At 72.8% G+C, this 21,401-nt stretch carries 26 protein-coding genes; 5 read left to right on the top strand and 21 right to left on the bottom strand.

The genetic code is table 11. The features are described 5' to 3' along the window. Window positions 1-11 precede the first annotated feature (11 nt). From trpM to hisI, 7 genes are all read right to left on the bottom strand, one after another. Complete coding sequence (trpM, locus tag ACZ60T_RS16160; protein WP_469666589.1) at window positions 12-221, bottom strand: tryptophan biosynthesis modulator TrpM; 210 nt, start codon at window positions 219-221, stop codon at window positions 12-14. A gap of 20 nt (window positions 222-241) precedes the next feature. Next, entirely contained in the window at window positions 242-1,051 is an 810-nt protein-coding gene (gene trpC / locus ACZ60T_RS16155; RefSeq protein ID WP_365620414.1) for an indole-3-glycerol phosphate synthase TrpC, read from the bottom strand. Window positions 1,052-1,252: 201 nt separating this feature from the next. Beyond that, entirely contained in the window at window positions 1,253-1,714 is a 462-nt protein-coding gene (locus ACZ60T_RS16150; RefSeq protein WP_365620412.1) for a DUF2752 domain-containing protein, read from the bottom strand. Window positions 1,715-1,819: 105 nt separating this feature from the next. Next, a complete protein-coding gene (locus ACZ60T_RS16145; protein WP_365620409.1) occupies window positions 1,820-2,056 on the bottom strand; it encodes an HGxxPAAW family protein in 237 nt (78 codons plus the stop codon). 128 nt (window positions 2,057-2,184) lie between these two features. Then, entirely contained in the window at window positions 2,185-2,823 is a 639-nt protein-coding gene (locus ACZ60T_RS16140) for a TIGR02234 family membrane protein (RefSeq protein WP_469666588.1), read from the bottom strand. A 62-nt stretch (window positions 2,824-2,885) separates the two neighbouring features. Then, complete coding sequence (locus ACZ60T_RS16135) at window positions 2,886-4,379, bottom strand: anthranilate synthase component I (protein ID WP_469666427.1); 1,494 nt, start codon at window positions 4,377-4,379, stop codon at window positions 2,886-2,888. An 11-nt stretch (window positions 4,380-4,390) separates the two neighbouring features. Then, window positions 4,391-4,792, bottom strand: a complete 402-nt coding sequence (gene hisI, locus ACZ60T_RS16130; RefSeq protein WP_365620405.1) for a phosphoribosyl-AMP cyclohydrolase — start codon at window positions 4,790-4,792, stop codon at window positions 4,391-4,393. Between the two features lie 73 nt (window positions 4,793-4,865). Here hisI and ACZ60T_RS16125 point away from each other — a divergent pair, with 73 nt between their 5' ends. Then, entirely contained in the window at window positions 4,866-5,501 is a 636-nt protein-coding gene (locus ACZ60T_RS16125; protein ID WP_365620403.1) for a TIGR03085 family metal-binding protein, read from the top strand. 22 nt (window positions 5,502-5,523) lie between these two features. Here the strand turns inward: ACZ60T_RS16125 and ACZ60T_RS16120 are convergent, their stop codons facing one another. The 10 genes from ACZ60T_RS16120 to hisD form a co-directional block, all read right to left on the bottom strand. Continuing rightward, window positions 5,524-6,786: an MFS transporter gene (locus tag ACZ60T_RS16120; RefSeq protein ID WP_469666426.1), complete on the bottom strand. Its 1,263-nt coding sequence runs from the start codon at window positions 6,784-6,786 to the stop codon at window positions 5,524-5,526. Window positions 6,787-6,836: 50 nt separating this feature from the next. Further along, on the bottom strand, window positions 6,837-7,424 hold the full coding sequence (locus ACZ60T_RS16115) for an ArsR/SmtB family transcription factor (protein WP_469666425.1): 588 nt from the start codon (window positions 7,422-7,424) through the stop codon (window positions 6,837-6,839). A 126-nt stretch (window positions 7,425-7,550) separates the two neighbouring features. Next, a complete protein-coding gene (hisF, locus tag ACZ60T_RS16110) occupies window positions 7,551-8,306 on the bottom strand; it encodes an imidazole glycerol phosphate synthase subunit HisF (RefSeq protein WP_469666424.1) in 756 nt (251 codons plus the stop codon). Window positions 8,307-8,331: 25 nt separating this feature from the next. Next, window positions 8,332-8,739 (bottom strand): RidA family protein, encoded by a 408-nt coding sequence (locus ACZ60T_RS16105; protein WP_469666423.1) that lies wholly within the window; start codon window positions 8,737-8,739, stop codon window positions 8,332-8,334. A gap of 16 nt (window positions 8,740-8,755) precedes the next feature. Then, on the bottom strand, window positions 8,756-9,478 hold the full coding sequence (priA, locus tag ACZ60T_RS16100) for a bifunctional 1-(5-phosphoribosyl)-5-((5-phosphoribosylamino)methylideneamino)imidazole-4-carboxamide isomerase/phosphoribosylanthranilate isomerase PriA (RefSeq protein ID WP_365620389.1): 723 nt from the start codon (window positions 9,476-9,478) through the stop codon (window positions 8,756-8,758). Between the two features lie 3 nt (window positions 9,479-9,481). Further along, on the bottom strand, window positions 9,482-10,135 hold the full coding sequence (gene hisH, locus ACZ60T_RS16095) for an imidazole glycerol phosphate synthase subunit HisH (RefSeq protein WP_469666422.1): 654 nt from the start codon (window positions 10,133-10,135) through the stop codon (window positions 9,482-9,484). Next, window positions 10,126-10,290 (bottom strand): hypothetical protein, encoded by a 165-nt coding sequence (locus ACZ60T_RS16090; RefSeq protein ID WP_252421932.1) that lies wholly within the window; start codon window positions 10,288-10,290, stop codon window positions 10,126-10,128. Before ACZ60T_RS16090 ends, hisH begins: the two co-directional genes overlap by 10 nt. Before the next feature lie 4 nt (window positions 10,291-10,294). Further along, window positions 10,295-10,897 (bottom strand): imidazoleglycerol-phosphate dehydratase HisB, encoded by a 603-nt coding sequence (hisB, locus tag ACZ60T_RS16085; protein ID WP_365620381.1) that lies wholly within the window; start codon window positions 10,895-10,897, stop codon window positions 10,295-10,297. Next, entirely contained in the window at window positions 10,894-12,003 is a 1,110-nt protein-coding gene (locus ACZ60T_RS16080; protein ID WP_365620378.1) for a histidinol-phosphate transaminase, read from the bottom strand. The genes hisB and ACZ60T_RS16080 overlap by 4 nt, the downstream gene beginning before the upstream one ends. Further along, a complete protein-coding gene (gene hisD / locus ACZ60T_RS16075) occupies window positions 12,000-13,325 on the bottom strand; it encodes a histidinol dehydrogenase (RefSeq protein ID WP_469666421.1) in 1,326 nt (441 codons plus the stop codon). Before hisD ends, ACZ60T_RS16080 begins: the two co-directional genes overlap by 4 nt. A gap of 458 nt (window positions 13,326-13,783) precedes the next feature. Here hisD and ACZ60T_RS16070 point away from each other — a divergent pair, with 458 nt between their 5' ends. The 3 genes from ACZ60T_RS16070 (at window position 13,784) to ybaK (ending at window position 16,720) form a co-directional block, all read left to right on the top strand. Next, window positions 13,784-15,298 carry an oxidoreductase gene (locus ACZ60T_RS16070; RefSeq protein ID WP_469666587.1) on the top strand — a complete coding sequence of 505 codons (1,515 nt, stop codon included), beginning with the start codon at window positions 13,784-13,786 and terminating at the stop codon, window positions 15,296-15,298. Window positions 15,299-15,417: 119 nt separating this feature from the next. Beyond that, on the top strand, window positions 15,418-16,158 hold the full coding sequence (locus ACZ60T_RS16065) for an LON peptidase substrate-binding domain-containing protein (protein WP_469666420.1): 741 nt from the start codon (window positions 15,418-15,420) through the stop codon (window positions 16,156-16,158). Window positions 16,159-16,213: 55 nt separating this feature from the next. Continuing rightward, the gene (gene ybaK, locus ACZ60T_RS16060) at window positions 16,214-16,720 is read left to right on the top strand and encodes a Cys-tRNA(Pro) deacylase (protein WP_365620369.1); all 507 of its coding nucleotides are present in this window, start codon (window positions 16,214-16,216) and stop codon (window positions 16,718-16,720) included. A 198-nt stretch (window positions 16,721-16,918) separates the two neighbouring features. Here the strand turns inward: ybaK and ACZ60T_RS16055 are convergent, their stop codons facing one another. The 4 genes from ACZ60T_RS16055 to ACZ60T_RS16040 all read right to left on the bottom strand — a co-directional run bounded on the left by ACZ60T_RS16055 (window position 16,919) and on the right by ACZ60T_RS16040 (window position 20,877). Continuing rightward, window positions 16,919-17,605 carry an AAA family ATPase gene (locus tag ACZ60T_RS16055; protein WP_365620366.1) on the bottom strand — a complete coding sequence of 229 codons (687 nt, stop codon included), beginning with the start codon at window positions 17,603-17,605 and terminating at the stop codon, window positions 16,919-16,921. A gap of 34 nt (window positions 17,606-17,639) precedes the next feature. Next, the gene (locus tag ACZ60T_RS16050; RefSeq protein WP_365620363.1) at window positions 17,640-18,458 is read right to left on the bottom strand and encodes an ABC transporter permease; all 819 of its coding nucleotides are present in this window, start codon (window positions 18,456-18,458) and stop codon (window positions 17,640-17,642) included. 94 nt (window positions 18,459-18,552) lie between these two features. Beyond that, on the bottom strand, window positions 18,553-19,566 hold the full coding sequence (locus tag ACZ60T_RS16045) for an ABC transporter ATP-binding protein (protein ID WP_469666419.1): 1,014 nt from the start codon (window positions 19,564-19,566) through the stop codon (window positions 18,553-18,555). A gap of 96 nt (window positions 19,567-19,662) precedes the next feature. Beyond that, on the bottom strand, window positions 19,663-20,877 hold the full coding sequence (locus ACZ60T_RS16040) for an NYN domain-containing protein (protein WP_469666418.1): 1,215 nt from the start codon (window positions 20,875-20,877) through the stop codon (window positions 19,663-19,665). A gap of 222 nt (window positions 20,878-21,099) precedes the next feature. Here ACZ60T_RS16040 and ACZ60T_RS16035 point away from each other — a divergent pair, with 222 nt between their 5' ends. Then, window positions 21,100-21,276 carry a hypothetical protein gene (locus ACZ60T_RS16035; RefSeq protein ID WP_469666417.1) on the top strand — a complete coding sequence of 59 codons (177 nt, stop codon included), beginning with the start codon at window positions 21,100-21,102 and terminating at the stop codon, window positions 21,274-21,276. Window positions 21,277-21,401 lie beyond the last annotated feature (125 nt).

The following is a 21,401-nucleotide window of genomic DNA, read 5'->3' as shown; positions in this document are numbered from 1 at the left end:
TCGGTTCTGGTTCACCGCAGGCGCGCACGCGGGCAGCGCCATCGCATCCCGTTGACCTGGCCGGGCTCGTCCCCGATGACGTACCGCACCCGTCGCCCGTGCACCCGGCGCGCGGGCGCGCGGCAGCCACGCGGGCGGCAGCCGCGCGCGAGGCGGGCGTACGGGTCACCGGGGCCTGTCCTGAGACAGGTCCTGGTGGCCACGGCGAGCGGAGGCATCATCGACGTCATCCGGTGAGGCGTCAGTCCCGGCCGTGCCGCAGCGCGGGGTGCGCACCGGCGGCGACGAGGTCGGCGACCGCCGTCTTCGGGTCGCGTCCGGTCACCAGCGACTCGCCCACCAGCACGGCGTCGGCGCCGTGTTCGGCGTACGCGATCAGGTCGTGCGGTCCGCGGACGCCGGACTCGGCGACCGTGACGACCGACCCGGGGACCTCGGGGGCGACCCGCTCGAACGTGGAGCGGTCGACCTCCAGGGTCTTGAGGTTGCGCGCGTTGATCCCGATGACCTTCGCCCCGGCGTCCACCGCCCGCTCGACCTCGTCCTCGTCGTGCACCTCGACGAGCGGCGTGAGCCCGATGGACTCGGCGCGCTCGATGAGGGACTCCAGGGCGGGCTGGTCCAGGGCGGCGACGATCAGCAGCGCGAGGTCGGCGCCGTAGGCCCGCGCCTCCCAGAGCTGGTAGGAGGTGACGATGAAGTCCTTGCGCAGCACCGGGATGTCGACCCGGGCCCGGACGGCCTCCAGGTCGGCCAGCGAGCCGCCGAAGCGGCGCTGCTCGGTCAGGACGGAGATGACGGCCGCGCCGCCCGCCTCGTAGTCCGCGGCGAGCCCGGCCGGGTCGGCGATCGCGGCGAGCGCGCCCTTGGAGGGGCTGGACCGCTTGACCTCGCAGATCACCTTGACGCCGTCCCCGCGCAGGGCGGCGAGGCCGTCCTTGGCCGCGGGGGCCTTCGCCGCACGCTCCTTGAGCTCGTCGAGGCTGACGCGCGCCTGCCGCTCCGCAAGGTCGGCACGGACTCCGTCGATGATCTCGTCGAGCACACTCACGCGAGCGGCCCCCTTCCTGACGGTTGAGGATTCCAGCGGCTCAGTCGGGCTGAGCCTGGGTCGCCGGGCGAGTCCGGACGGACGGAACCGGCGGTCACTGTGATGGTATCCGGAGGATGGGCCGGGCCTCGCATCCGGTGGAGCGGCGACCCTCCTACCTGGGGGTTCACGGGTCGGCCCACCGGGGGATGCCCGGATCGATCAGGGATGCAGCCACCCGCCGAAGGGCAGGTTCCGGACCACGGTGAAGGCCACCAGCAGGGTGCCCAGGCACCACAGGTGTACCGGCCCGAGGTCGAGCCGCAGCGGCCGTCCCCGCACCGCGCGGACCAGCCACACGCTCCACACCACCGCGAAGAGCAGATAGCCGCCGACGGCCAGGGCGTTGTCCTGGAGCGCCGCGAGGACGTCCCCGTGGACGAACGCGTGCGCGCCGCGCAGTCCGCCGCAGCCGGGGCAGTACACCCCGGCGAAGCGCAGCAGCGGGCAGACCGGGTAGTGGCCCGGCTGGTTGGGGTCCACCGCGCCGACGTAGGCGAAGGCCGCGAGGACGCCCGCGAGGACCCCGACGGGAGGGGCGGTGCGCCGCAGCAGGCCGCGGGCGGCCGGGGCGTGCGGCGGGGACGGACTCACGCAGCGGGATGCGGTGTTCACGCCTCGCATTCTGCCCGCCCGCGCCCCGGCCCGCCCACCCCGGCCCGGGTACGCGTGAGGCGGCCCGCGCGCTGCGCGCGCCTGGCCGCCTCACGTGTGGTTGTTGCGGAGGGCTCAGTGCTCCGTGATCGCGTGCCGCTTCATCAGGTCGCCGACGTTCTCCTGGCCGTGGCCCATCATGCGCATGATGCCGCCGACGACAGCGCCGAGGAGGGTGACCGCGACGCTCGCCCAGAAGCCGACGGGCTGAGCCATCACGGTGAAAGCGCCCGCGGCGCAGAAACCGATGAAGGCGATGATGACACCGGTCCAGGCGGCCGGGGTGTGACCGTGGTGGGTTGTGCCCGCCATGACTTGCTCCTCGTTAGCTGGCTGTACGTGTGTGAGTCCAAGGCTCGGCGTCATTGTCCCGTACCCGCGAGCAGCGGGTGAGCGCGGGGTCACCGTCGCGCGTCGACCGGGCGATCGGCCGGTGGATGTCAGCCGGTGGGGTCCTCACCCCGGTCCAGCGCCTTCCACAGCTCCTCGGGGCGCTCCGGGTCGACGGGCGCCGCGCGGCGGCGCGGCCGGGGAGTGCCGTCGCGTTCGTAGCGGCCGGACATCGTGGGCCACAGCCGGCCGTAGCGCAGGGCGAGCAGTCCGGCCAGCAGGATGAGGGCGCCGCCGAGGACCGCGACGTACGGCCAGGCGGTGTGGGTGAGCGCGGAGGCGGTCGCGGCGGTGTCACCGGCCGTCCGCGCCGCCTTCTCGTCCAGCGCCGAGTTGTCGGTGAGGCCTTGGAACGCGGCGGTGATGGTGCCGAGGCCGGAGAGCGCGAGGAGCCCGGCGACGAGGTAGCGGCCGGTTCTGCGGACGGCGAAGACGGCGACGAGCGCGGCGAGGCCCACTATGGCCAGGGCCGCGGGCACGCCCGTGACATCGCTGCCCTTGGCGCTGAGCGGGAAGTCGCCACCGGCCAACGGCACGGTGCCCGCCGCCCAGTCCTGCCGGGAGGACAGCAGTGCCACGGCGGCACCGGCCGCACCGCACAGCAGGGCGAGGGCGAGGCTGCGGCGGCCGGAGCGCGCGGGTGCGGCGGCCTCGGGTCGGGGGTGGGGTACGGCAGTCACGTACTCCACTATCGCCCGGACCACGGGCGAACCTTCACCCGGGGCCCCTGCGAGATACGACTCATCGGCGGTCAGCGGCCCAGCCGGTTGGCCGTGTGCACCGCCCGCAGCACCGCCGCCGCCTTGCTGCGGCACTCGGTGTCCTCGGCGACCGGGTCGGAGTCCGCGACGACACCGGCACCGGCCTGGACGTAGGCGGTGCCGTCGCGCAGCAGTGCCGTACGGATGGCGATGGCGGTGTCGGAGTCGCCCGCGAAGTCGAGATAGCCGACGCAGCCGCCGTACAACCCCCGCCGGGACGGCTCGAGTTCGTCGATGATCTGCATCGCGCGCGGCTTGGGCGCGCCGGAGAGCGTGCCCGCCGGGAAGCAGGAGGTGAGGACGTCGAAGGCGGTGCGGTCCGGGGCGACCTGGCCGGTCACGGTCGAGACGATGTGCATGACGTGCGAGTACCGCTCGACGGACATGAAGTCGACCACCTCGACCGAGCCGGGGGTGCAGACCCGGCCGAGGTCGTTGCGGCCCAGGTCGACCAGCATGAGGTGCTCGGCGCGCTCTTTGGGGTCGGCGAGCAGTTCCTCGGCGAGGGCCTGGTCCTCCTGCGGGGTCGCGCCGCGGTGCCGGGTGCCCGCGATGGGGTGGACCATCGCGCGGCCGTCCTCGACCTTCACCAGCGCCTCCGGGCTGGAGCCGACGACGTCGAAGGCGTCGCCGTCGGCGCAGGGGAAGCGGAACAGGTACATGTACGGCGACGGGTTGGTGGCCCGCAGGACCCGGTAGACATCCAACGCGCTCGCCGTGCACGGCGTTTCGAAGCGCTGCGAGGGGACGACCTGGAAGGCCTCGCCCGCGCGGATGCGCTCCTTGATGTCCTCGACGGCCTCCTGGTAGTCCGGGCCGCCCCAGCGGGCGGTGTACTCGGGCAGCGCGGAGGGCGGGAGCACGGCGGGCGGCTGGGCGACCGCGCGGGACAGGTCGGCCTCCATCGCGTCCAGGCGGGCCACGGCGTCCGCGTAGGCCTCGTCGACGCCCGTGTCGAGGTCGTTGTGGTTGATCGCGTTGGCGATCAGCAGGACGGAGCCCTCCCAGTGGTCCATGACCGCGAGGTCGCTGGTGAGGAGCATGGTCAGCTCGGGCAGCCGCAGATCGTCGCGCTCGCCGGGGCCGATCTTCTCCAGGCGGCGCACGATGTCGTAGCCCAGATAGCCGACCATGCCGCCGGTGAAGGGCGGCATGCCCTCCTGGTGGGGGGTGTGCAGGGCCTCGATGGTCGCGCGGAGCGTGGCCAGGGGGTCGCCGTCGACGGGGACGCCGACGGGCGGGACGCCGAGCCAGTGGGTGCGGCCGTCCTTCGCGGTGAGGGTGGCGGAGCTGCGGACGCCGACGAAGGAGTAGCGGGACCAGGAGCGGCCGTTCTCCGCGGACTCCAGCAGGAAGGTGCCCGGGCGCTCGGCGGCGAGCTTGCGGTAGAGCGCGACCGGGGTGTCGCCGTCGGCGAGGAGCTTGCGCGTGACCGGGATGACGCGGCGGTCGGTGGCGAGCTTGCGGAACGTCTCGAGATCCATGGCCGCCGACCCTACTGATCCACGGCGGGCGCGGCGGACGCGGTGTCCGCGAGCAGTACGTCGGCGTCGAAGCACGTGCGGTCGCCGGTGTGGCAGGCGGCGCCGACCTGGTCGACCTTGACGAGGAGGGTGTCGGCGTCGCAGTCCAGGGCGACGGACCTCACGTGCTGGACATGGCCGGAGGTGTCGCCCTTGACCCAGTACTCCTGACGGCTGCGCGACCAGTAGGTGCAGCGGCCGGTGGTGAGCGTGCGGTGCAGCGCCTCGTCGTCCATCCAGCCGAGCATCAGCACCTCCCCGGTGTCGTACTGCTGGGCGATCGCGGGGATCAGCCCGTCGGGGCCGCGCTTGAGGCGTGCCGCGATCTCGGGGGCCAGGCTGCTGGGTGGGGGCGTGCCGGTCATGCGGACCATTGTGCCGCGCCGCGGTGGCCTGCCTCGTCGCCGTCCGGTGGGCGGACGCTCCGCGTGGCCGTACGCTGACTGCATGTCGACCCATGCCAAGCGTGAACGGCTTCTTCTCGCCGATCTGTTGGAGTCCACCGGGCCGGACGCCCGCACCCTGTGCGAGGGCTGGACCACCCGGGACCTCGCCGCGCATGTGGTGGTGCGGGAGCGCCGCCCGGACGCGGCCGGAGGCATCCTCGTCAAACCGCTGGCGGCGCGTCTTGAGCGGGTGATGACCGAGTTCGCCGCGAAGCCGTACGAGGAGCTGATCCAGCTCATCCGTACGGGCCCCCCGCGGTTCTCGCCGTTCGCGCTGAAGCAGATCGACGAGATGTCGAACACCGTCGAGTTCTACGTCCACACGGAGGACGTGCGCCGGGCGCAGCCCGACTGGACGCCGCGCCCGCTGGACCCGGTGTTCCAGGACGCGCTGTGGGCGCGGCTGGAGCGGATGGCCCGGCTGACCGGCCGCAGCGCTCCGACGGGCCTGGTGCTGCGCCGCCCGGACGGCCGGACGGTGGTGGCGCACCGGGGCACTCCGGTGGTGACGGTGACCGGTGAGCCCTCGGAGCTGCTGATGTTCGCGTTCGGGCGGCAGCGCACGGCGGACGTGGAGCTGGAGGGCGACAAGGACGCCATCGCCACGGTCTCCGACACCAAGGAGCTGGGGCTCTGAGCCGTCCGCCCGGCGCGGCGGTTCATCGCGGAAGCTCGGCGCGGCGCAGGTCGCGGAAGACGAGGGCGACGACCCCGCCGAGCCCGCACACCGTCGCGCTGACGACGAACACCGGGCCGGTGCCCCAGGCGCCGATGGCGGCGGCGGACAGCGGCATGCTGAGCGGTGCGAAGCCGAGGCTGACGAGGCTCGAGACGGCGGTCACGCGGCCCAGGTAGGCGGGGTCGGTCTGGGTCTGGAGCAGGGCCCCGCACAGGGCGCCGCTCAGGCCGACGAGGAGGCCGACGGCCAGGGCCAGCGCGACGGCCGTGATGACTCCCGGGGCGTAGGCGAGGCCGCCGATCGCGACGGAGCCCGTGATGATCGTGGGCGCCAGCAGCCGTCCCGCGTGCGGCATCCGGCCGCGTACGGCGAGCAGCAGGGAGGCGATGCCCGCGCCGGTGCCGAAGCCCGCGAGGACCCAGCCCATGCCGGAGGCGCCCCAGCCGCGCTCGTCGGCCAGCAGGGTCAGGCCGACGTTGAGCGGGCCGACGAAGCCGAGGTCGCCCAGGGCGATGGCCAGCATCAGCGGGGCGAGGACGCGGTGGTGCCGGATGTATCCCAGGCCCGCCGCGAGGTCGCGCCAGGCGGTCTTCTCGCGAGCCTTGGAGGCCGTCTCGTCCTCGGGCAGTTCGCGCAGGCGCAGGGACATCAGCAGCGGCACCGACACGGCGATCAGCGCTCCGGCGATCGCGAAGGCGGCTGCGGCGCCGCCCAGCGCGACGCCGAGGCCGCCGAGCGGGGCGCCGACGACGCTCGCGAACCGGATGGACAGGCCTCGCATGCCCTGGACCCGGGTGAGCTGGTCCCGGCTCGTGACCCGCGAGGGCAGGGCGCCCACGGCGGGCACGAACACGGCGTCGACCGTGCCGAAGAGCAGCGCCAGCAGGGCCAGCGGCCACAGCGTCGGGCCGGTCAGGAACAGCAGGGCCGACACCGCGAGGACGGCCACGCAGCGCACCGCGTCGCTGCCGATGACGACCTTGCGCGGCCCGAACCGGTCGGCGACCACGCCGCCGCCCAGCATCAGCACGGCCCTCGGCAGGGCGCTGATCGCCGTCACGATCCCGGCCTCGGTGGGCGTTCCGGCCCGGACGGCCGCCCAGGAGAGGGCGAGGTAGTAGATGTTGTCGCCGACCATCGAGGCGGTGTAGGCGGAGAGCCAGCGCAGGACGTTGCCGTCACGGTGCGCGGGGCGCTCGGCGGTCGGAGTTAAGGTGCCGGCGGTCGCGGGCGTGGCGGTCATGGTGGTCGGTCCTCTCGGGCGCGGTGCGGAGGTCAGGTGCGGTACGGGGGTCAGACGCGGAACGGGAATCCGTAAGTGTGAAAGGCGACGTTCTCGCGCCCCTCGGTGTCGCCGGCGGCCTCGCGGGCCCGCCCCTCTTCGTCGTAGCGCATCAGCAGGGCGATCAACTCCCGCTTCAGCGAGGCCAGTTCCGGAGCGGTCAGCCGGAGCAGCGCCTCGGAGTCGTACGCGGCGTCGTGCCACTCGACTCCCCAGTCCGCGCGTTCGTCGAGATAGGCGCGGTACATGTCGGAGCGCTGGTCGAGGAAGAGCCGGGTGGCGGCGAGGTGGGCCGCCACCATCTCCGGCGCGTCCCGGAAGGCCTCGCCCCGGATGCTCACCCCTTCCGAGGCGGGCTGCCACCAGCGCTCCCGGCCGTCCCCGCTCTGCGGCGCGGCCTCCTCGATCAGCCCGTGCTCGGCGAGCTTGCGCAGGTGGTAACTGACCAGGGAGACGGCCTCGTCCACCTGCTCGGCGAGCTGCGAGGCGGTCGCCACCTCGGCCACGAACAGCAGTCGGTAGAGCTTCATACGAAGCGGATGGGCCAGCGCCTTGAGCGTGCCCACATCGGCGATCCGGCGTTTCTCCTTGCTTGCCATGACCACGACCCTAGATACGAAAGAGAAGTTGCGCAATAGAGTTTGCGCAACTTCTCTTTCGTATCTGCCGACAAGAGAGCCCCGGTCCCCCACCAGGGATGACCGGGGCTCAGGTCGAGCGAAGCGTCACCGCACCGGGTGACCCGCCTCCCGCAGCGTCCGCTTCACCTGATCGATGCGCAGATCGCCGAAGTGGAACACCGACGCCGCCAGCACCGCGTCCGCGCCCGCCTCGATCGCCGGGGGGAAGTCGGTCAGCTTGCCCGCGCCGCCGGACGCGATGACCGGGACCGTCACGTGCTTGCGTACGGCCGTGATCATCTCCAGGTCGTAGCCGTCCTTGGTGCCGTCCGCGTCCATGGAGTTGAGCAGGATCTCGCCCGCGCCCAGCTCGGCCGCCCGGTGCGCCCACTCGACCGCGTCGAGGCCCGTGCCGCGGCGACCGCCGTGGGTGGTCACCTCGAAGGAGCCGGCGTCCGTGCGGCGCGCGTCCACCGACAGCACCAGCACCTGGCGGCCGAAGCGCTCGGCGATCTCCCGGATCAGGTCCGGGCGGGCGATCGCGGCCGTGTTGACGCCCACCTTGTCGGCGCCCGCCCGCAGCAGCTTGTCCACGTCCTCGGCCGTACGGACGCCGCCGCCGACCGTGAGCGGGATGAACACCTGCTCGGCGGTGCGGCGCACCACGTCGTACGTCGTCTCACGGTTGCCCGAGGACGCGGTGATGTCCAGGAACGTCAACTCGTCGGCGCCCTCGGCGTCGTACACCTTGGCCATCTCGACGGGGTCGCCCGCGTCGCGCAGGTTCTGGAAGTTGACACCCTTGACGACCCGGCCGTTGTCCACGTCCAGGCAGGGGATGACTCGGACCGCCAGGGTCATGAATCCACGGCTCCTTCACACGCTCTCAGTCTTCGGGGTGCCGACCCCGGAAGGCTTCCAGTTCCACTTCGACCAGGATGCGCGGGTCGACGAATCCCTCCACGACCAGCAGGGTCGAGGCGGGGCGCACCGAGTCGAACAGTTCCTTGTGGGCCCGGCCCACCTCGTCCACGTCCCGGGGGTGCGCCAGATACATCCGGGTACGGACCACGGACTCGACGCCGAGCCCGAACGCGCCGAGCGCCTCGACCGCGCTCGCGAAGGCCACCTTGGCCTGCTCGTACGGGTCCCCCTCGCCGTACAGCACGGGGCCCTTGAAGGCGCTGGTGCCGCCCACCAGCACGTGGTCGCCCGCCGCGACGGCGCGCGCGTATCCGAAGTTCTCTTCCCAGGGACTTCCGCTCTGCACGCGCCGTACGGCTTCGGACGTCATGACACCGTGTCCTTCGTCAAGATACGACCTCCAGGGCCTCTTCCAGCGTGAACGCCTTCGCGTAGAGGGCCTTCCCGACGATGGCGCCCTCGACACCGAGCGGCACCAGGTCGGCGAGTGCCCGCAGGTCGGCGAGCGAGGAGACGCCGCCGGAGGCGACCACCGGCCGGTCCGTGGCCGCGCAGACGTTCTTCAGCAACGCGAGGTTCGGGCCCTGGAGCGTGCCGTCCTTGGCGATGTCCGTGACGACGTACCGCGCGCAGCCCTCCTTGTCGAGGCGCTCCAGCGTCTCGTAGAGGTCGCCGCCGTCCCGGGTCCAGCCGCGGCCGCGCAGCGTCGTGCCGCGTACGTCGAGACCGACCGCGATCTTGTCGCCGTGCTCGGCGATGACCCGGGCCACCCACTCGGGGCTCTCCAGGGCGGCCGTGCCGAGGTTCACGCGCGTGCAGCCGGTGGCCAGCGCGGCGGCCAGGGTGTCGTCGTCGCGGATGCCGCCGGACAGCTCCACCTTGACGTCCATCGCCTGCGCGACCTCCGCGACCAGCGCGCGGTTGTCCCCGGTGCCGAACGCGGCGTCTAGGTCGACCAGATGCAGCCACTCGGCGCCCGCCCGCTGCCAGGCGAGGGCGGCTTCCAGCGGAGAGCCGTACGAGGTCTCCGTGCCGGACTCGCCGTGGACGAGGCGGACGGCCTGACCGTCACGGACGTCGACGGCGGGGAGGAGTTCGAGCTTGGCCATGGTCTACAGGGTTCCGATCCAGTTGGTGAGGAGCTGCGCTCCGGCGTCGCCGGACTTCTCGGGGTGGAACTGCGTGGCCCACAGGGCGCCGTTCTCCACGGCCGCCACGAAGGGCTTGCCGTGCGTCGCCCAGGTCACCTTGGGGGCCCGCATCAGCGGGCTGTGGGTCTCCAACTGCCAGTCGTGGACGGCGTAGGAGTGGACGAAGTAATAGCGGGCGTCCGTGTCCAGACCGGCGAACAGGTCGGAGCCCGCCGGTGCCTCGACGGTGTTCCAGCCCATGTGCGGCACGACGTCGGCCTCGAGCGGCGCGACCGTGCCGGGCCACTCGTCGAGGCCCTCGCTCTCCACGCCGTGCTCGATGCCGCGCGCGAACAGGATCTGCATGCCGACGCAGATGCCCATCACCGGGCGCCCGCCGGCCAGCCGCCGCTCGATGATCCAGTCACCGCGCGCCCGCTTCAGGCCCTGCATACAGGCGGCGAAGGCACCGACGCCCGGCACCAGCAGGCCGTCGGCGGCCATCGCCTTGTCGTAGTCGCGGGTGATCTCGACCTCGGCTCCCGCGCGCGCGAGGGCGCGCTCGGCGGAGCGGACGTTGCCGAAGCCGTAGTCGAAGACCACGACCCGCTTGGTCAGCGGGCTGCTCAATTCCATACCTCCAGCCGCAGGACGCCCGAGACGAGGCACATCGCCGCACCGATGGACAGCAGCACGATGAGGCTCTTGGGCATCTTCTGCTTGGCGAAGGAGATGATGCCGCCGACGAAGAAGAGACCGACGACGATCAGGACGGTCGACAAACCGTTCATGGCTCTACAGGGCACCCTTCGTGGAGGGGAGGATTCCGACAGCGCGCGGGTCGCGCTCGCTCGCGTAGCGCAGGGCGCGCGCGAGGGCCTTGAACTGGCACTCCACGACGTGGTGCGCGTTGCGCCCGTAGGGCACGTGGACATGCAGGGCGACCTGGGCCTGGGCGACGAAGGACTCCAGGATGTGCCGGGTCATCGTGGTGTCGTACGAGCCGATCATCGGCGCCAGGTTCTCGGGCTCGGTGTGCACGAGATAGGGGCGGCCCGACAGGTCGACGGTGACCTGGGCGAGCGACTCGTCCAGCGGGACCGTGCAGTTGCCGAAGCGGTAGATCCCCACCTTGTCGCCGAGCGCCTGCTTGAAGGCGGCGCCCAGCGCGAGGGCGGTGTCCTCGATGGTGTGGTGCGTGTCGATGTGCAGATCGCCCTCGGTCTTGACGGTCAGGTCGAACAGACCGTGGCGGCCGAGCTGGTCCAGCATGTGGTCGAAGAAGCCGACGCCCGTGGAGATCTCGGTCCTGCCGGTGCCGTCGAGGTCGATCTCCACGACGACCGACGTCTCCTTGGTCGTGCGCTCGACTCTTCCGAAGCGACCCTCGCGCGTCATGCGTTCTGCTCCTTCTTCAGCTCACGAACCGCGTCGAGGAACGCGTCGTTCTCCTCGGGGGTGCCCGCGGACACCCGCAGCCACCCCGGTACTCCGTTGTCCCGGACCAGGACGCCCCGGTCGAGGATCTTCCGCCAGGCTTCCTGGGTGTCGGCGAACCGCCCGAACTGGACGAAGTTCGCGTCGGACGCGGTGACCTCGCAGCCGAGCGCCCGCAACTCCGTGACCAGCCGGTCCCGTTCGGACTTGAGCTGCTCGACGTACTTCAGCAGCGTGTCGGTGTGCTCCAGGGCGGCCAGCGCGGTCGCCTGGGTGACGGCCGACAGGTGGTAGGGCAGCCGTACGAGCTGGACGGCGGCCACGACCGCGGGGTGCGCGGCGAGATAGCCGAGGCGCAGACCGGCGGCCCCGAACGCCTTGGACATGGTCCGCGAGACGACGAGATTCGGCCGACCTTCGAGGAGCGGCAGCAGCGAGTCGCCGTGGCTGAACTCGACGTACGCCTCGTCCACGATGACCATGGACGGCTTCGCCGCCTGCGCCGCGTCGTACAGGGCGAGGACCGTCTCGGCGGGAAGCGCGTTCCCCGTGGGGTTGTTGGGGGTCGTGAGGAAGACGACATCCGGCCGGTGCTCGGCGATCGCCTGCCCGGCGGCGGCCACGTCGAGCGTGAAGTCCGCGCTGCGCGGGCCGGAGATCCAGCGCGTGCCCGTGCCGCGCGCGATGAGCGCGTGCATCGAGTACGACGGCTCGAAGCCGATCGCGCTGCGGCCCGGTCCGCCGAAGGTCTGCAGCAGTTGCTGGATGACCTCGTTGGAGCCGTTGGCCGCCCACACGTTCTCGGCCGTGACCGGGTACTTGCCGGTCTTCGTGAGGTACTCGGCGAGCTGGGTGCGCAGCTCGACCGCGTCCCGGTCCGGGTAGCGGTTCAGGCCACGGGCGGCCTCGCGCACACGCTCGGCGATCCGCTCGACCAGCGGCTCGGGCAGCGGGTACGGGTTCTCGTTGGTGTTCAGCCGTACGGGGACGTCCAGTTGAGGGGCGCCGTAGGGGGACTTGCCGCGCAGCTCGTCCCGTACGGGAAGATCGTCGATTCCGAAGCTCACTTGCTCTCAGGCACCTTCCAACCGAACCTTGCCTTGATCGCCGCGCCGTGCGCGGGCAGGTCCTCCGCCTCCGCCAGCGTCACCACATGGGCTGCGACGTCGGCGAGCGCGTCACGCGTGTAGTCGACGATGTGGATGCCGCGCAGGAAGGACTGCACGGACAGGCCCGAGGAGTGACAGGCGCAACCGCCCGTCGGCAGCACGTGGTTGGAACCGGCCGCGTAGTCACCGAGCGAGACCGGCGCCCAGGGGCCGACGAAGATCGCGCCCGCGTTCCGTACGCGGTGCGCCACCGCCGCGGCGTCGGCCGTGTGGATCTCCAGGTGCTCCGCGCCGTAGGCGTCGACCACCCGCAGGCCCTCGTCGATGCCGTCCACGAGCACGATCGCGGACTGCTCGCCCGCGAGCGCGGGGCGGATCCGGTCCTCGACGTGCTTGGTGGCCTCGACCTGCGGCTTGAGTTCCTTCTCCACCGCGTCGGCCAGCTCGGCCGAGTCGGTGACGAGGACGGCCGCCGCCAGCGGGTCGTGCTCGGCCTGGCTGATCAGGTCCGACGCCACGTGCACCGGGTCGGCGGTGTCGTCCGCGAGGACCGCGATCTCGGTGGGACCGGCCTCCGCGTCGATGCCGATCCGGCCGGTGAAGTAGCGCTTGGCCGCCGCGACCCAGATGTTGCCGGGGCCGGTGACCATGGGGGCGGGCGGGCAGGACTCCGTGCCGTACGCGAACATCGCGACGGCGGTCGCGCCGCCCGCCGCGTACACCTCGTCCACGCCGAGCAGGGCGCAGGCGGCGAGGATCGTCGGGTGCGGCAGGCCGTCGAACTCGGCCTGGGCCGGGGAGGCGAGCGCGATCGACTCGACACCGGCCTCCTGCGCGGGCACGACGTTCATGATCACGGAGGACGGGTAGACGGACCGGCCGCCGGGCGCGTACAGCCCGACACGCTCGACCGGGACCCACTTCTCCGTGACCGACCCGCCGGGGACGACCTGGGTGGTGTGTGTGGTGCGGCGCTGCTCGCGGTGGACGGCGCGGGCGCGGCGGATGGACTCCTCCAGGGCCGCGCGCACGGCGGGGTCGAGCTCGTCGAGCGCCTTGCCGAGCGCCTCGGCCGGGACCCGGACGGATGTGAGCCGTACGCCGTCGAACCGCTCCGCGAAGTCGATCAGTGCCGCGTCGCCGCGATGATGCACGTCCTCGCAGATCGGACGCACCTTCTCCAGGGCGGCCTGAACGTCGAAGTCGGCTCGGGGCAGCAGGTCACGCAGGGCGCGGCCCTCGGGGAGGGCGTCGCCGCGCAGATCGATTCGGGAGATCACAGGGCCAATTCTCTCAGACGGCGTGGAAAGGCCGGACGGCCGTATCAGTGGCTGATACGTGACGCGGACGCACCGGCGGCGTCCACGGTCCGGGCGGCGCGCCCGCGCGACCGGGCAGGACACGGGCCGCACCGCGCTCGGCCCGGCGGCGACCGGTGGCGGCCCGCGTGTGCCGCGGCCGGGGCCGCGCGGGTGTGTCGCCGGACACGATGACCGGATCCGGTGGCCTGTGCGGCCGGAATCCGGCGGCGGGCGCCGCGAGCGCCGTGGCCGAATCCCACCGGCCCCGTACGGCACCCGGAAGATCCCCTTCACGCAGGGCGTTCGGCCCGTCACACAACGGGCATCACGGTCGTACACCCCCACCGGTAGCCAGGGAGGAGGGAACCGCCGTGACCGAGAGTTCCGCCTTCAGCAGGGGGGACCTGCCGGACGAGCTGACCGCCGCCGAGGCCGGGATGTGGCAGGCCTTCCGCAACGGCACCGTGTACGACCTGCGCGCCGGGGACTCGGCCGTGGACGATCCGCACGGCCGCCACCCCTGGGGGCCCGAGCGCACCGTACGGGCGCGGATCGTGGCCTGGCTGCTGCTGGACGGGCCGCCCGCGCTGGCGGGCCGGGTCTCGTCGCTGAAGCTGACCGGGGTGCGGATCGCCGACACGCTCGACCTCGCGGGCGGCACGATCCTGCCGTACGTGGAGCTGAAGGGCTGCCGGTTCGAGAAGGAGGTCCTGCTGCCGGAGGCCCGCTTCACCACGCTGCGGCTGGTGAACTGCTCGGTGCCGCGTCTGGAGGCGGCGCGGGTGCACACGGAGGGCGATCTGCATCTGCCGCGCTGCCGGTTCCAGGGCGGCGTCCGGCTCACCGACGCCCATATCGGCACCGATCTCCTGCTCAACCAGGCCGTGGTCCACCGCGACCGGCGCGGGCGGTCGATCACCGCGGACGGGATGACGGTCGGGCAGGACCTCCAGGCCGAGATGCTGGAGTCGTACGGCGAGATGAGCCTGCGCAGCGCCACCGTCGGCGTCTCGCTGAGCCTGCGCGGCGCCCGGCTGGACAACCCGTACACCCGGCTGGCGCTCAACGCCCCCCAGTTGACCGTCGAGCGGACCCTGTATCTGACCCCGGCGGCCGTCGGCAATCCGCTGCTGACCAGCGGCACCACACCGGCGCGCGGGACCCGGGTGCAGTACTTCGAGTGCCGGGGCGGCGTCCGCCTGGACGACGGGCGGTTCGGGGACGCCGTCGACCTGGACCGGGCCCGGTTCTTCCTCGACGACGACCAGGAGCTGTCGCTGCGCCGGGTCCAGACGCCCGAGCTGCGCTTCCTCGGTGACCGGCCCGAGCACGGCAAGGTGATCATGTCGGGTGCGCGGACGGTGAACCTGGTCGACCGGTGGGCGAGCTGGCCGGGCCTCGGCAATCTGCACATGGGCGGCTTCGCCTACGAGAACCTCGTGCCGCAGGACGCCTTCCCGCTGGCCCGGCGGCTCGCGTGGGTGGCGGCGGCGACCGCCGAGTACAACCCGGAGCCCTACGAGCGGCTCGCGAGCGTGCTGCGCGCCTGCGGGGAGGACGAGGACGCGCGCGAGGTGCTGCTGGCCAAGCAGCGGCGGCGGCGCGAGACGCTTCCGCTCGCGGCGAAGCTGTGGGGGTACGCGCAGGACTGGACCGTCGCCTACGGCTATCGGCCCGGCCGGGCGGCGGTGTGGATGGCGGTGCTGTGGGCGGCGTCGTCGGTCGCGTTCTCGCACGCGAGCCATCCGCCGGTCGACAAGGGCGGGCATCCCGCGTGGAACCCCGCCCTGCTCGCCCTGGACCTGCTGCTGCCGGTCATTGATCTCGGCCAGGCGGGCGAGTGGCGGCTGAGCAAGGGCTGGCAGTGGGTGTCGGCGGCGATGATCCTGCTCGGCTGGACCCTCGCGACGACGGTCGCGGCGGGCGCGACGCGGCTGCTGCGGCGCGGCTGAGAACGGCGCCGGGAAGGCCGTCCGGACCTGCTCCTCGGGCGGCCCACCGGCTTCACACGGCGTGCGCGCGGCGACCACACCGGACGCAGTCCCGTCCGGGACCATTAGGCTTTCGGGTCGTGACCACCGTCCGGCTCCCGCTCTTCCCCCTGAACTCGGTGCTGTTCCCCGGGCTCGTGCTCCCGCTGAACATCTTCGAGGAGCGCTATCGCGCCCTGATGCGCGATCTGCTGAAGACCCCCGAGGACGAACCGCGCCGCTTCGCCGTCGTCGCCATCCGCGACGGCCACGAGGTCGCGCCGAGCGAGCCCGGTATGCCGGACACGACGGCGCTGCCCGCCCGCGGGCCCGCGGCGGGCTTCGGCCCCGATCCGGCCAAGGCGTTCCACGCGGTGGGCTGTATCGCGGACGCGGCGACGATCCGGGAGCGGACCGACGGCACCTTCGAGGCGCTGGCGACGGGCACGACACGGATCCGTCTGCTGTCGGTGGACACCTCGGGCGCGTATCTGACGGCCGAGGTCGAGGAGTTGGCGGAGGAGCCGGGCGACGAGGCGGGCGCGCTGGCCGAGGGGGTGCTGCGGTCGTTCCGCCAGTACCAGAAGCGGCTGGCGGGGGCGCGGGAGCGGACCCTGGCGTCCGGTATGGAGCTGCCGGACGAACCGTCGGTGGTGTCGTATCTGGTGGCCGCGGCGGTGATGCTGGACACGCCGACACGGCAGCGGCTGCTCCAGGCGCCCGACACGTCCTCCCGGCTGCGGGACGAGCTGAAACTCCTGCGCACGGAGACGTCGATCATCCGTAGTCTGCCGTCGTTGCCCGCGGCGGACCTGACGCGCGGGCCGACGAGCCTCAACTGAGGCGGGGCCGATCGGCCGACGGAGCCGATCGAGCCGTTGGAGAGGAAGCGGGCCCATGGCCAAGAAGGCGAAGAAGCAGCGGGAGAACGCGGGCGGCACCCCGGCGACGGTGGCGCTGACCGCGGCGGGCGTGGAGTTCACGGTGCACTCCTACGACCACGACCCGTCGCACCCCTCCTACGGCGAGGAGGCGGCCGAGGCGATGGGCGTGTCCCCGGACCGGGTCTTCAAGACCCTGGTGGCGGACGTGGACGGCGCGCTGGTGGTCGGTGTGGTCCCGGTGGCGGGCTCGCTGGACCTGAAGGCGCTGGCGACCGCGGTGGGCGGCAAGCGGGCCGCGATGGCGGACCCGGCGCTCGCGGAACGCACGACGGGGTATGTGCGCGGCGGCATCTCCCCGCTGGGCCAGCGCAAGAAGCTGCGTACGGTCCTGGACGCGTCGGCCTCGGCGCACGCCACGATCTGCGTCTCGGCGGGCCGCCGGGGCCTGGAGGTGGAACTGTCCCCGTCGGACCTGACCCACCTCACCCAGGCGGCACTGGCACCGATCGGCCGGGGCTAGCACCTCGGCAGACCCCAGCGTTCGACGGACGGGCCGTCCTCGGCTACTACGGAGATATGTCGAAGAGGACACGCAAGCGCGCATGGCGCTCGAAGAAGGGCCACTCGAACCACGGCCACCGTCCGGCGTGATCACGCCCCTCATCCCGGCGCCGAGCGGCCCCTCGGCCGCTCCGGCGCCCTCGGAGGAGGCGCGGTGTCAGGCAGGCGGCGCCCCGTGGTCGTACGGCTTCGCGTACGGGTCCGGGTCCCGCGGGCCGAACAGGGCCGTCAGGCCCAGGTGGACCACCAGCGCGGCCACCGGCCAGGCGAGCAGCGCCCCCTTCGCCCCCAGCTTCAGCGGCGCGGGGAACGTCACGCCCTTGCCCACGGCCTTCGCGTGCGCGAGCACGTCCTTCGGGGGGCCCAGCAGGATCCCCAGCCGCCAGGCGAGCAGCGACCCGAGCAGTCCGCCCAGGGCGAGCCCCGCCACCAGCGGCACCCCGCCGCGCCTGCGGACCAGGAAGACGACCAGCGCGGCGACCAGTCCGAAGCCGAGCGCGAGCAGCACGAACGTGCCGTCGCCCCCGATGGCCTGTTCGCCCTCGGCGTCCTTCAGATAGACGACCCAGTTCTTGTCGACCACCGCGCCCACGAGCGGCACGCGCGGCGCGAGCCATGCCCACAGCAGCCCGAGGAGCGCCCCGGCGACCGCGGAGACCACCGTGATGACGGCCGCCTCCCGCAGCTCGGTCCCCATCCCGGGACCGTCGTGCGGATACAGCGCCGTGGCACCGTGCGGAGCGGGCCCCAGGACCGACGGGGCGGGCGCCTCTTGCCAGGTGTCCGGAGCGGACGGCGGGCGCTGTTCGTGCGGCGGCGGAGGCGGAGTCAACGGAGCGGTCACCTTCACATCCTGCCAGGCACGGCTGTCAGTTGCGTCATCGGACGGCCGCCCTGCGGTACGCCCAGGTCGCCAGGGCCAGCGAGGCCACCCCGACCGCGCCGCACACGGTGAGGTCACCGAGGACGGACGCCCAGGCCGGGTCGTGGTCGAAGGTCCGGGCGAACGCCTCGACGCCGTAGGTGGACGGCAGCAGATCGCGCAGGAGTTGGACGCTCTCCGGCATCCGATGGGCCGGCAGGACCCCGAGCAGCAGCGCCGCCGACATGCCCAACTGCCCCAGCAGCGTGGCCAGTTCGGGCCGGGGCGCGAGCAGACCGAGGGCGGCCCCGAGTCCGGACAGCGCGGCCCCGGCGAGCGGGATCACCGCCGCCAGCACCCACAGGTGGCCCATCGGCAGCCCGAACAGCACGCTGCCGAAGACGGCGGTGACGACCGTTCCGGGCACGGTGAAGGACGCGTACGCCCCCGCCGCTCCCAGCACCACCGCGGCGGCCGGCGCCGGAAGCGTGGCGTAGTGGTCGAGCCCGCCGCTGCCCCGCAGTTGGCCGAAGTACTGCGCCAGCAGGTTCAGTCCGACGAAGGCGACGACCAGCACGGACGACCCGGCGACCACGGACCGCGCGTCGCCGCCGCCGTCCACGACGCCGCGCATCATGACCATGATGCCGATCGACTGGAAGGTCGCCACGAACAGCAACGGGATCCGCGCGACCCGCGCCCGGGACAACTGCGCCCGGTACACGGCGGCGAGCGACGGCCACAGTCGCGCCCGCGGCCCGAGCGGGGCCTCGTGCCCGGCGCCGCCCGCCGCCGCCACGGGCCTGGGCAGAGCCTTCGCGGGTACGACACTCACGTCGTGCTGCTCCTCTTCACGTCTGCCACCGCCGCGTCTCCCCCGGGCACGGCGCCCCTTCCACTCCCCCGCGGATCCGAGGATCCCGGCGCGCTCATGCCTTCACCAGCCCCCGTCCGCTGCCGCCGAGCAACAGATAGACATCCTCCAGGCTCGGCGTGGCCAGCGTGAAGTCGTCCAGCGCGGCGAAGGCGGCGCCCCCGGTGACGGCGGCGACGGTCGCCCGCGCCTCCTCGGGAGCCATCCGCAGCGACCAGCGGCGCCCGTGTTCGGCGGCGCGGTCGCGCAGCGCCGCGATCTCGGGTACCTCCAGCGGCGCGCGCTCGCGCCACACGAGTTCGACCCGCACCTCGCCCGCGACCCGCTCCTTGAGCCCGGCGGGGGTGTCGCAGGCGATGACACGGCCCCGGTCGAGGACGGCGACCCGGTCGAGGACGGTCTCCGCCTCGATGACGTTGTGGGTGACCAGCAGGACGGTCGTCCCGCGCTCGGCCCGGCGCCGGTCCACGGCGGCCCAGACGGCCCGCCGGGCGACGGGGTCCATCCCGGTGGTCGGCTCGTCCAGCACGAGCAGCGATCGCTCCCCCACCAGCGCGGCGGCGAAGCAGGCGAGCCGGCGCTGCCCGCCGGAGAGCTTCTTGAGCGGCCGCGAGGCGAGCGGCGCGAGCCCGAGTTCGTCGAGCACGGCGTCCCGCTCCTCGCGCGCCCGCCGCAGTTCGAGCCCGCGCAGCCGCCCGGTGGTCTCGGCCGCGAGCGAGACGGTCAGTTCGTCGAGGGCCGTGGACTCCTGCCCGAGGTAGGCGAGGATGCGCGCGGCCCGCTCGGGGTGGCGCACGATGTCGTGGCCGAGGATCTCGACGCTGCCGCGGTCGGGCCGCATCAGCCCGGTGAGCTGCCGTACGAGGGTGGACTTGCCGGCGCCGTTCGGCCCGAGCAGCCCGAAGATCTCACCGCGCCGGATGTCCAGCCGTACGTCGTCGGTGGCCCGTACCTCGGGCGTCCCGGGCGCGCCGCGCCGACCCCGTACCGCCGGATAGGTCTTGGTCAGTCCGCGTACGCACACGACCTCGCGATGGTGCGGATTCGTCGGTGCGGGGCGCGTACTCACAAGGGACGAGGGTACGGGGTGCCGCGGGGTCGGCGATTCGCGGGGCCGGTCCCCCAGGGCCTGTCGTGCGGATCATGCCGGGCGCGACGACAGGCCCTACTCGCCGACGGGCGCGTGCTCCGCGGCCGTGCGCTGGTCGATCTCCCGCCAGAAGCCCGCCCTGATCGCGTACCGGTCGTGCTCGTCGATCTGGTCGTCCTTGTGCGCGAGCAGCCCGAACCGGGCGGCGTAGCGCAGCAGTTCGCCGTCGATGCGGTGCGGGATGCGCGGGTACATGCCCGACAGCTTCGTCAGATGCGGGGGGTCGGTGAGCCGCTCGATCCAGCGGCGCGCGAAGACCTGCCCGACCTCGTACGGATCACCGCCGACCGTCGTGATGTCCTCCTCGCGGTCGGCCCACCGCTGCTCGGCGCTCGTCAACTGGGCCAGCGTCGGCAGGAAGGCGGCCTCGGGCGACTCGGCCGTCGCGGGCCGGTCCACCCAGCCCTTGTCGGAGGACCAGCGCAGGGTCGCCCCGGCGGGCTGCTGCGCGGTCTGCGCGCCGGGGGCCCGCAGGGCGGCCAGGTCCTTCGGGGTCGGTACGCCCTTGGCGGCGGGCAGCCGCTCCTGCGTGCCGTTGCGCTCGGTGGCCGAGGCGACGCGCTCCGGCTCCTCGGCGGGCCGTTCCGTGGTGGCCGCGAGGCCCGCCTCGGGCAGCGGGGCCGAGAGGATCGCGGCGATCTCCGGGCGCGGTGCGGGCGGGGGCGCGCACACGCCGCCCAACTCCTTGGCCCGGACGGCTCTGGTGATCCAGACGCGGTCGAGCACCCTGCGCTCGTCGGCCTCGGCGACGAGGTCCTCGGACTGGTTGTAGTCGCCGTCCGCGGCCTGGACGGCCCACAGATGGACGGCGACGCCGTGCTCCTTCGCGGCCATCATGCCGGGGAGCAGATCCCCGTCGCCGGTGACGAGCACGATGTCCGAACAGGCGCGATTGCGGGCCAGTTCGGTCAGTTCGGCGTGCATGGCGGCGTCGACGCCCTTCTGCGCCCACCGCCCGTCGGTACGGGTCAGGGCGCCCAGGCGCACGGTGACTCGGGGCATCACGCGCAGCCTGCGGTGTTCGGGCTGGGGCAGCCGGTCGGGGGCGCCGTCGAACCAGTAGATACGCAGCAGGGGGCGCTGCGTCTCGGACTCGGCGCGCTCGCGCAGGGCCTGGATGAGGGCGGCGTGATCGACAGTGATGCGCGATCTGGAGGGCTCCCCGGCGAGCAGGCTGGCGGCGGCCCCTAGCAGATACCCGGCGTCCACCAGGACGATGCAGCGGTCCACGCGATCCACCCTCTTTCCGGGAGGTTTGCTTCGGGCTTGCTTCGAGTCTGCCCGACCGCGGCGAGGTTAACGGCCCGAACTCGATCTTCGGCGTGGCGTATCGGGACAGATCGCCTCGACGAGCCTTGTCACGCACGGTAATTGTCCGACATGCGCCTGTTGTCGGCTTGTGTGAATCTGGTCCCGGCCCTGGCCCCTAGACCCCACACAGGAGGCATCACCATGGCCAAGAACAAGAACCGCAAGCAGCCCGCCTCGCAGAGCCGCTCCACGCAGAGCGAGAAGAGCCAGGAGCAGGCCGAGAGGTCCGCGCCGGAGGGGCACCAGCCCTCGGTCACGCAGCCGGGCGGTTCGTCGGATGTCTCCCGTAAGCAGGGGAAGCGCTTCGGCCACAACTGAGGCCCGGACACAGGCGCGTGACGCGTCGGCGGGGCGCTGCTCCCCGGACACACGCGGGGGCGCACCCGTAACGGGTGCGCCCCTCACGCGCGTTGCCGCTCCCGGAGATCACCCGGCGGGCGGTC

The sequence above is a fragment of the Streptomyces sp. NPDC104371 genome (assembly GCF_055583785.1).
Note: the sequence above shows the minus strand (reverse complement) of the source record. Positions and strands in the feature narration are given on the sequence as shown.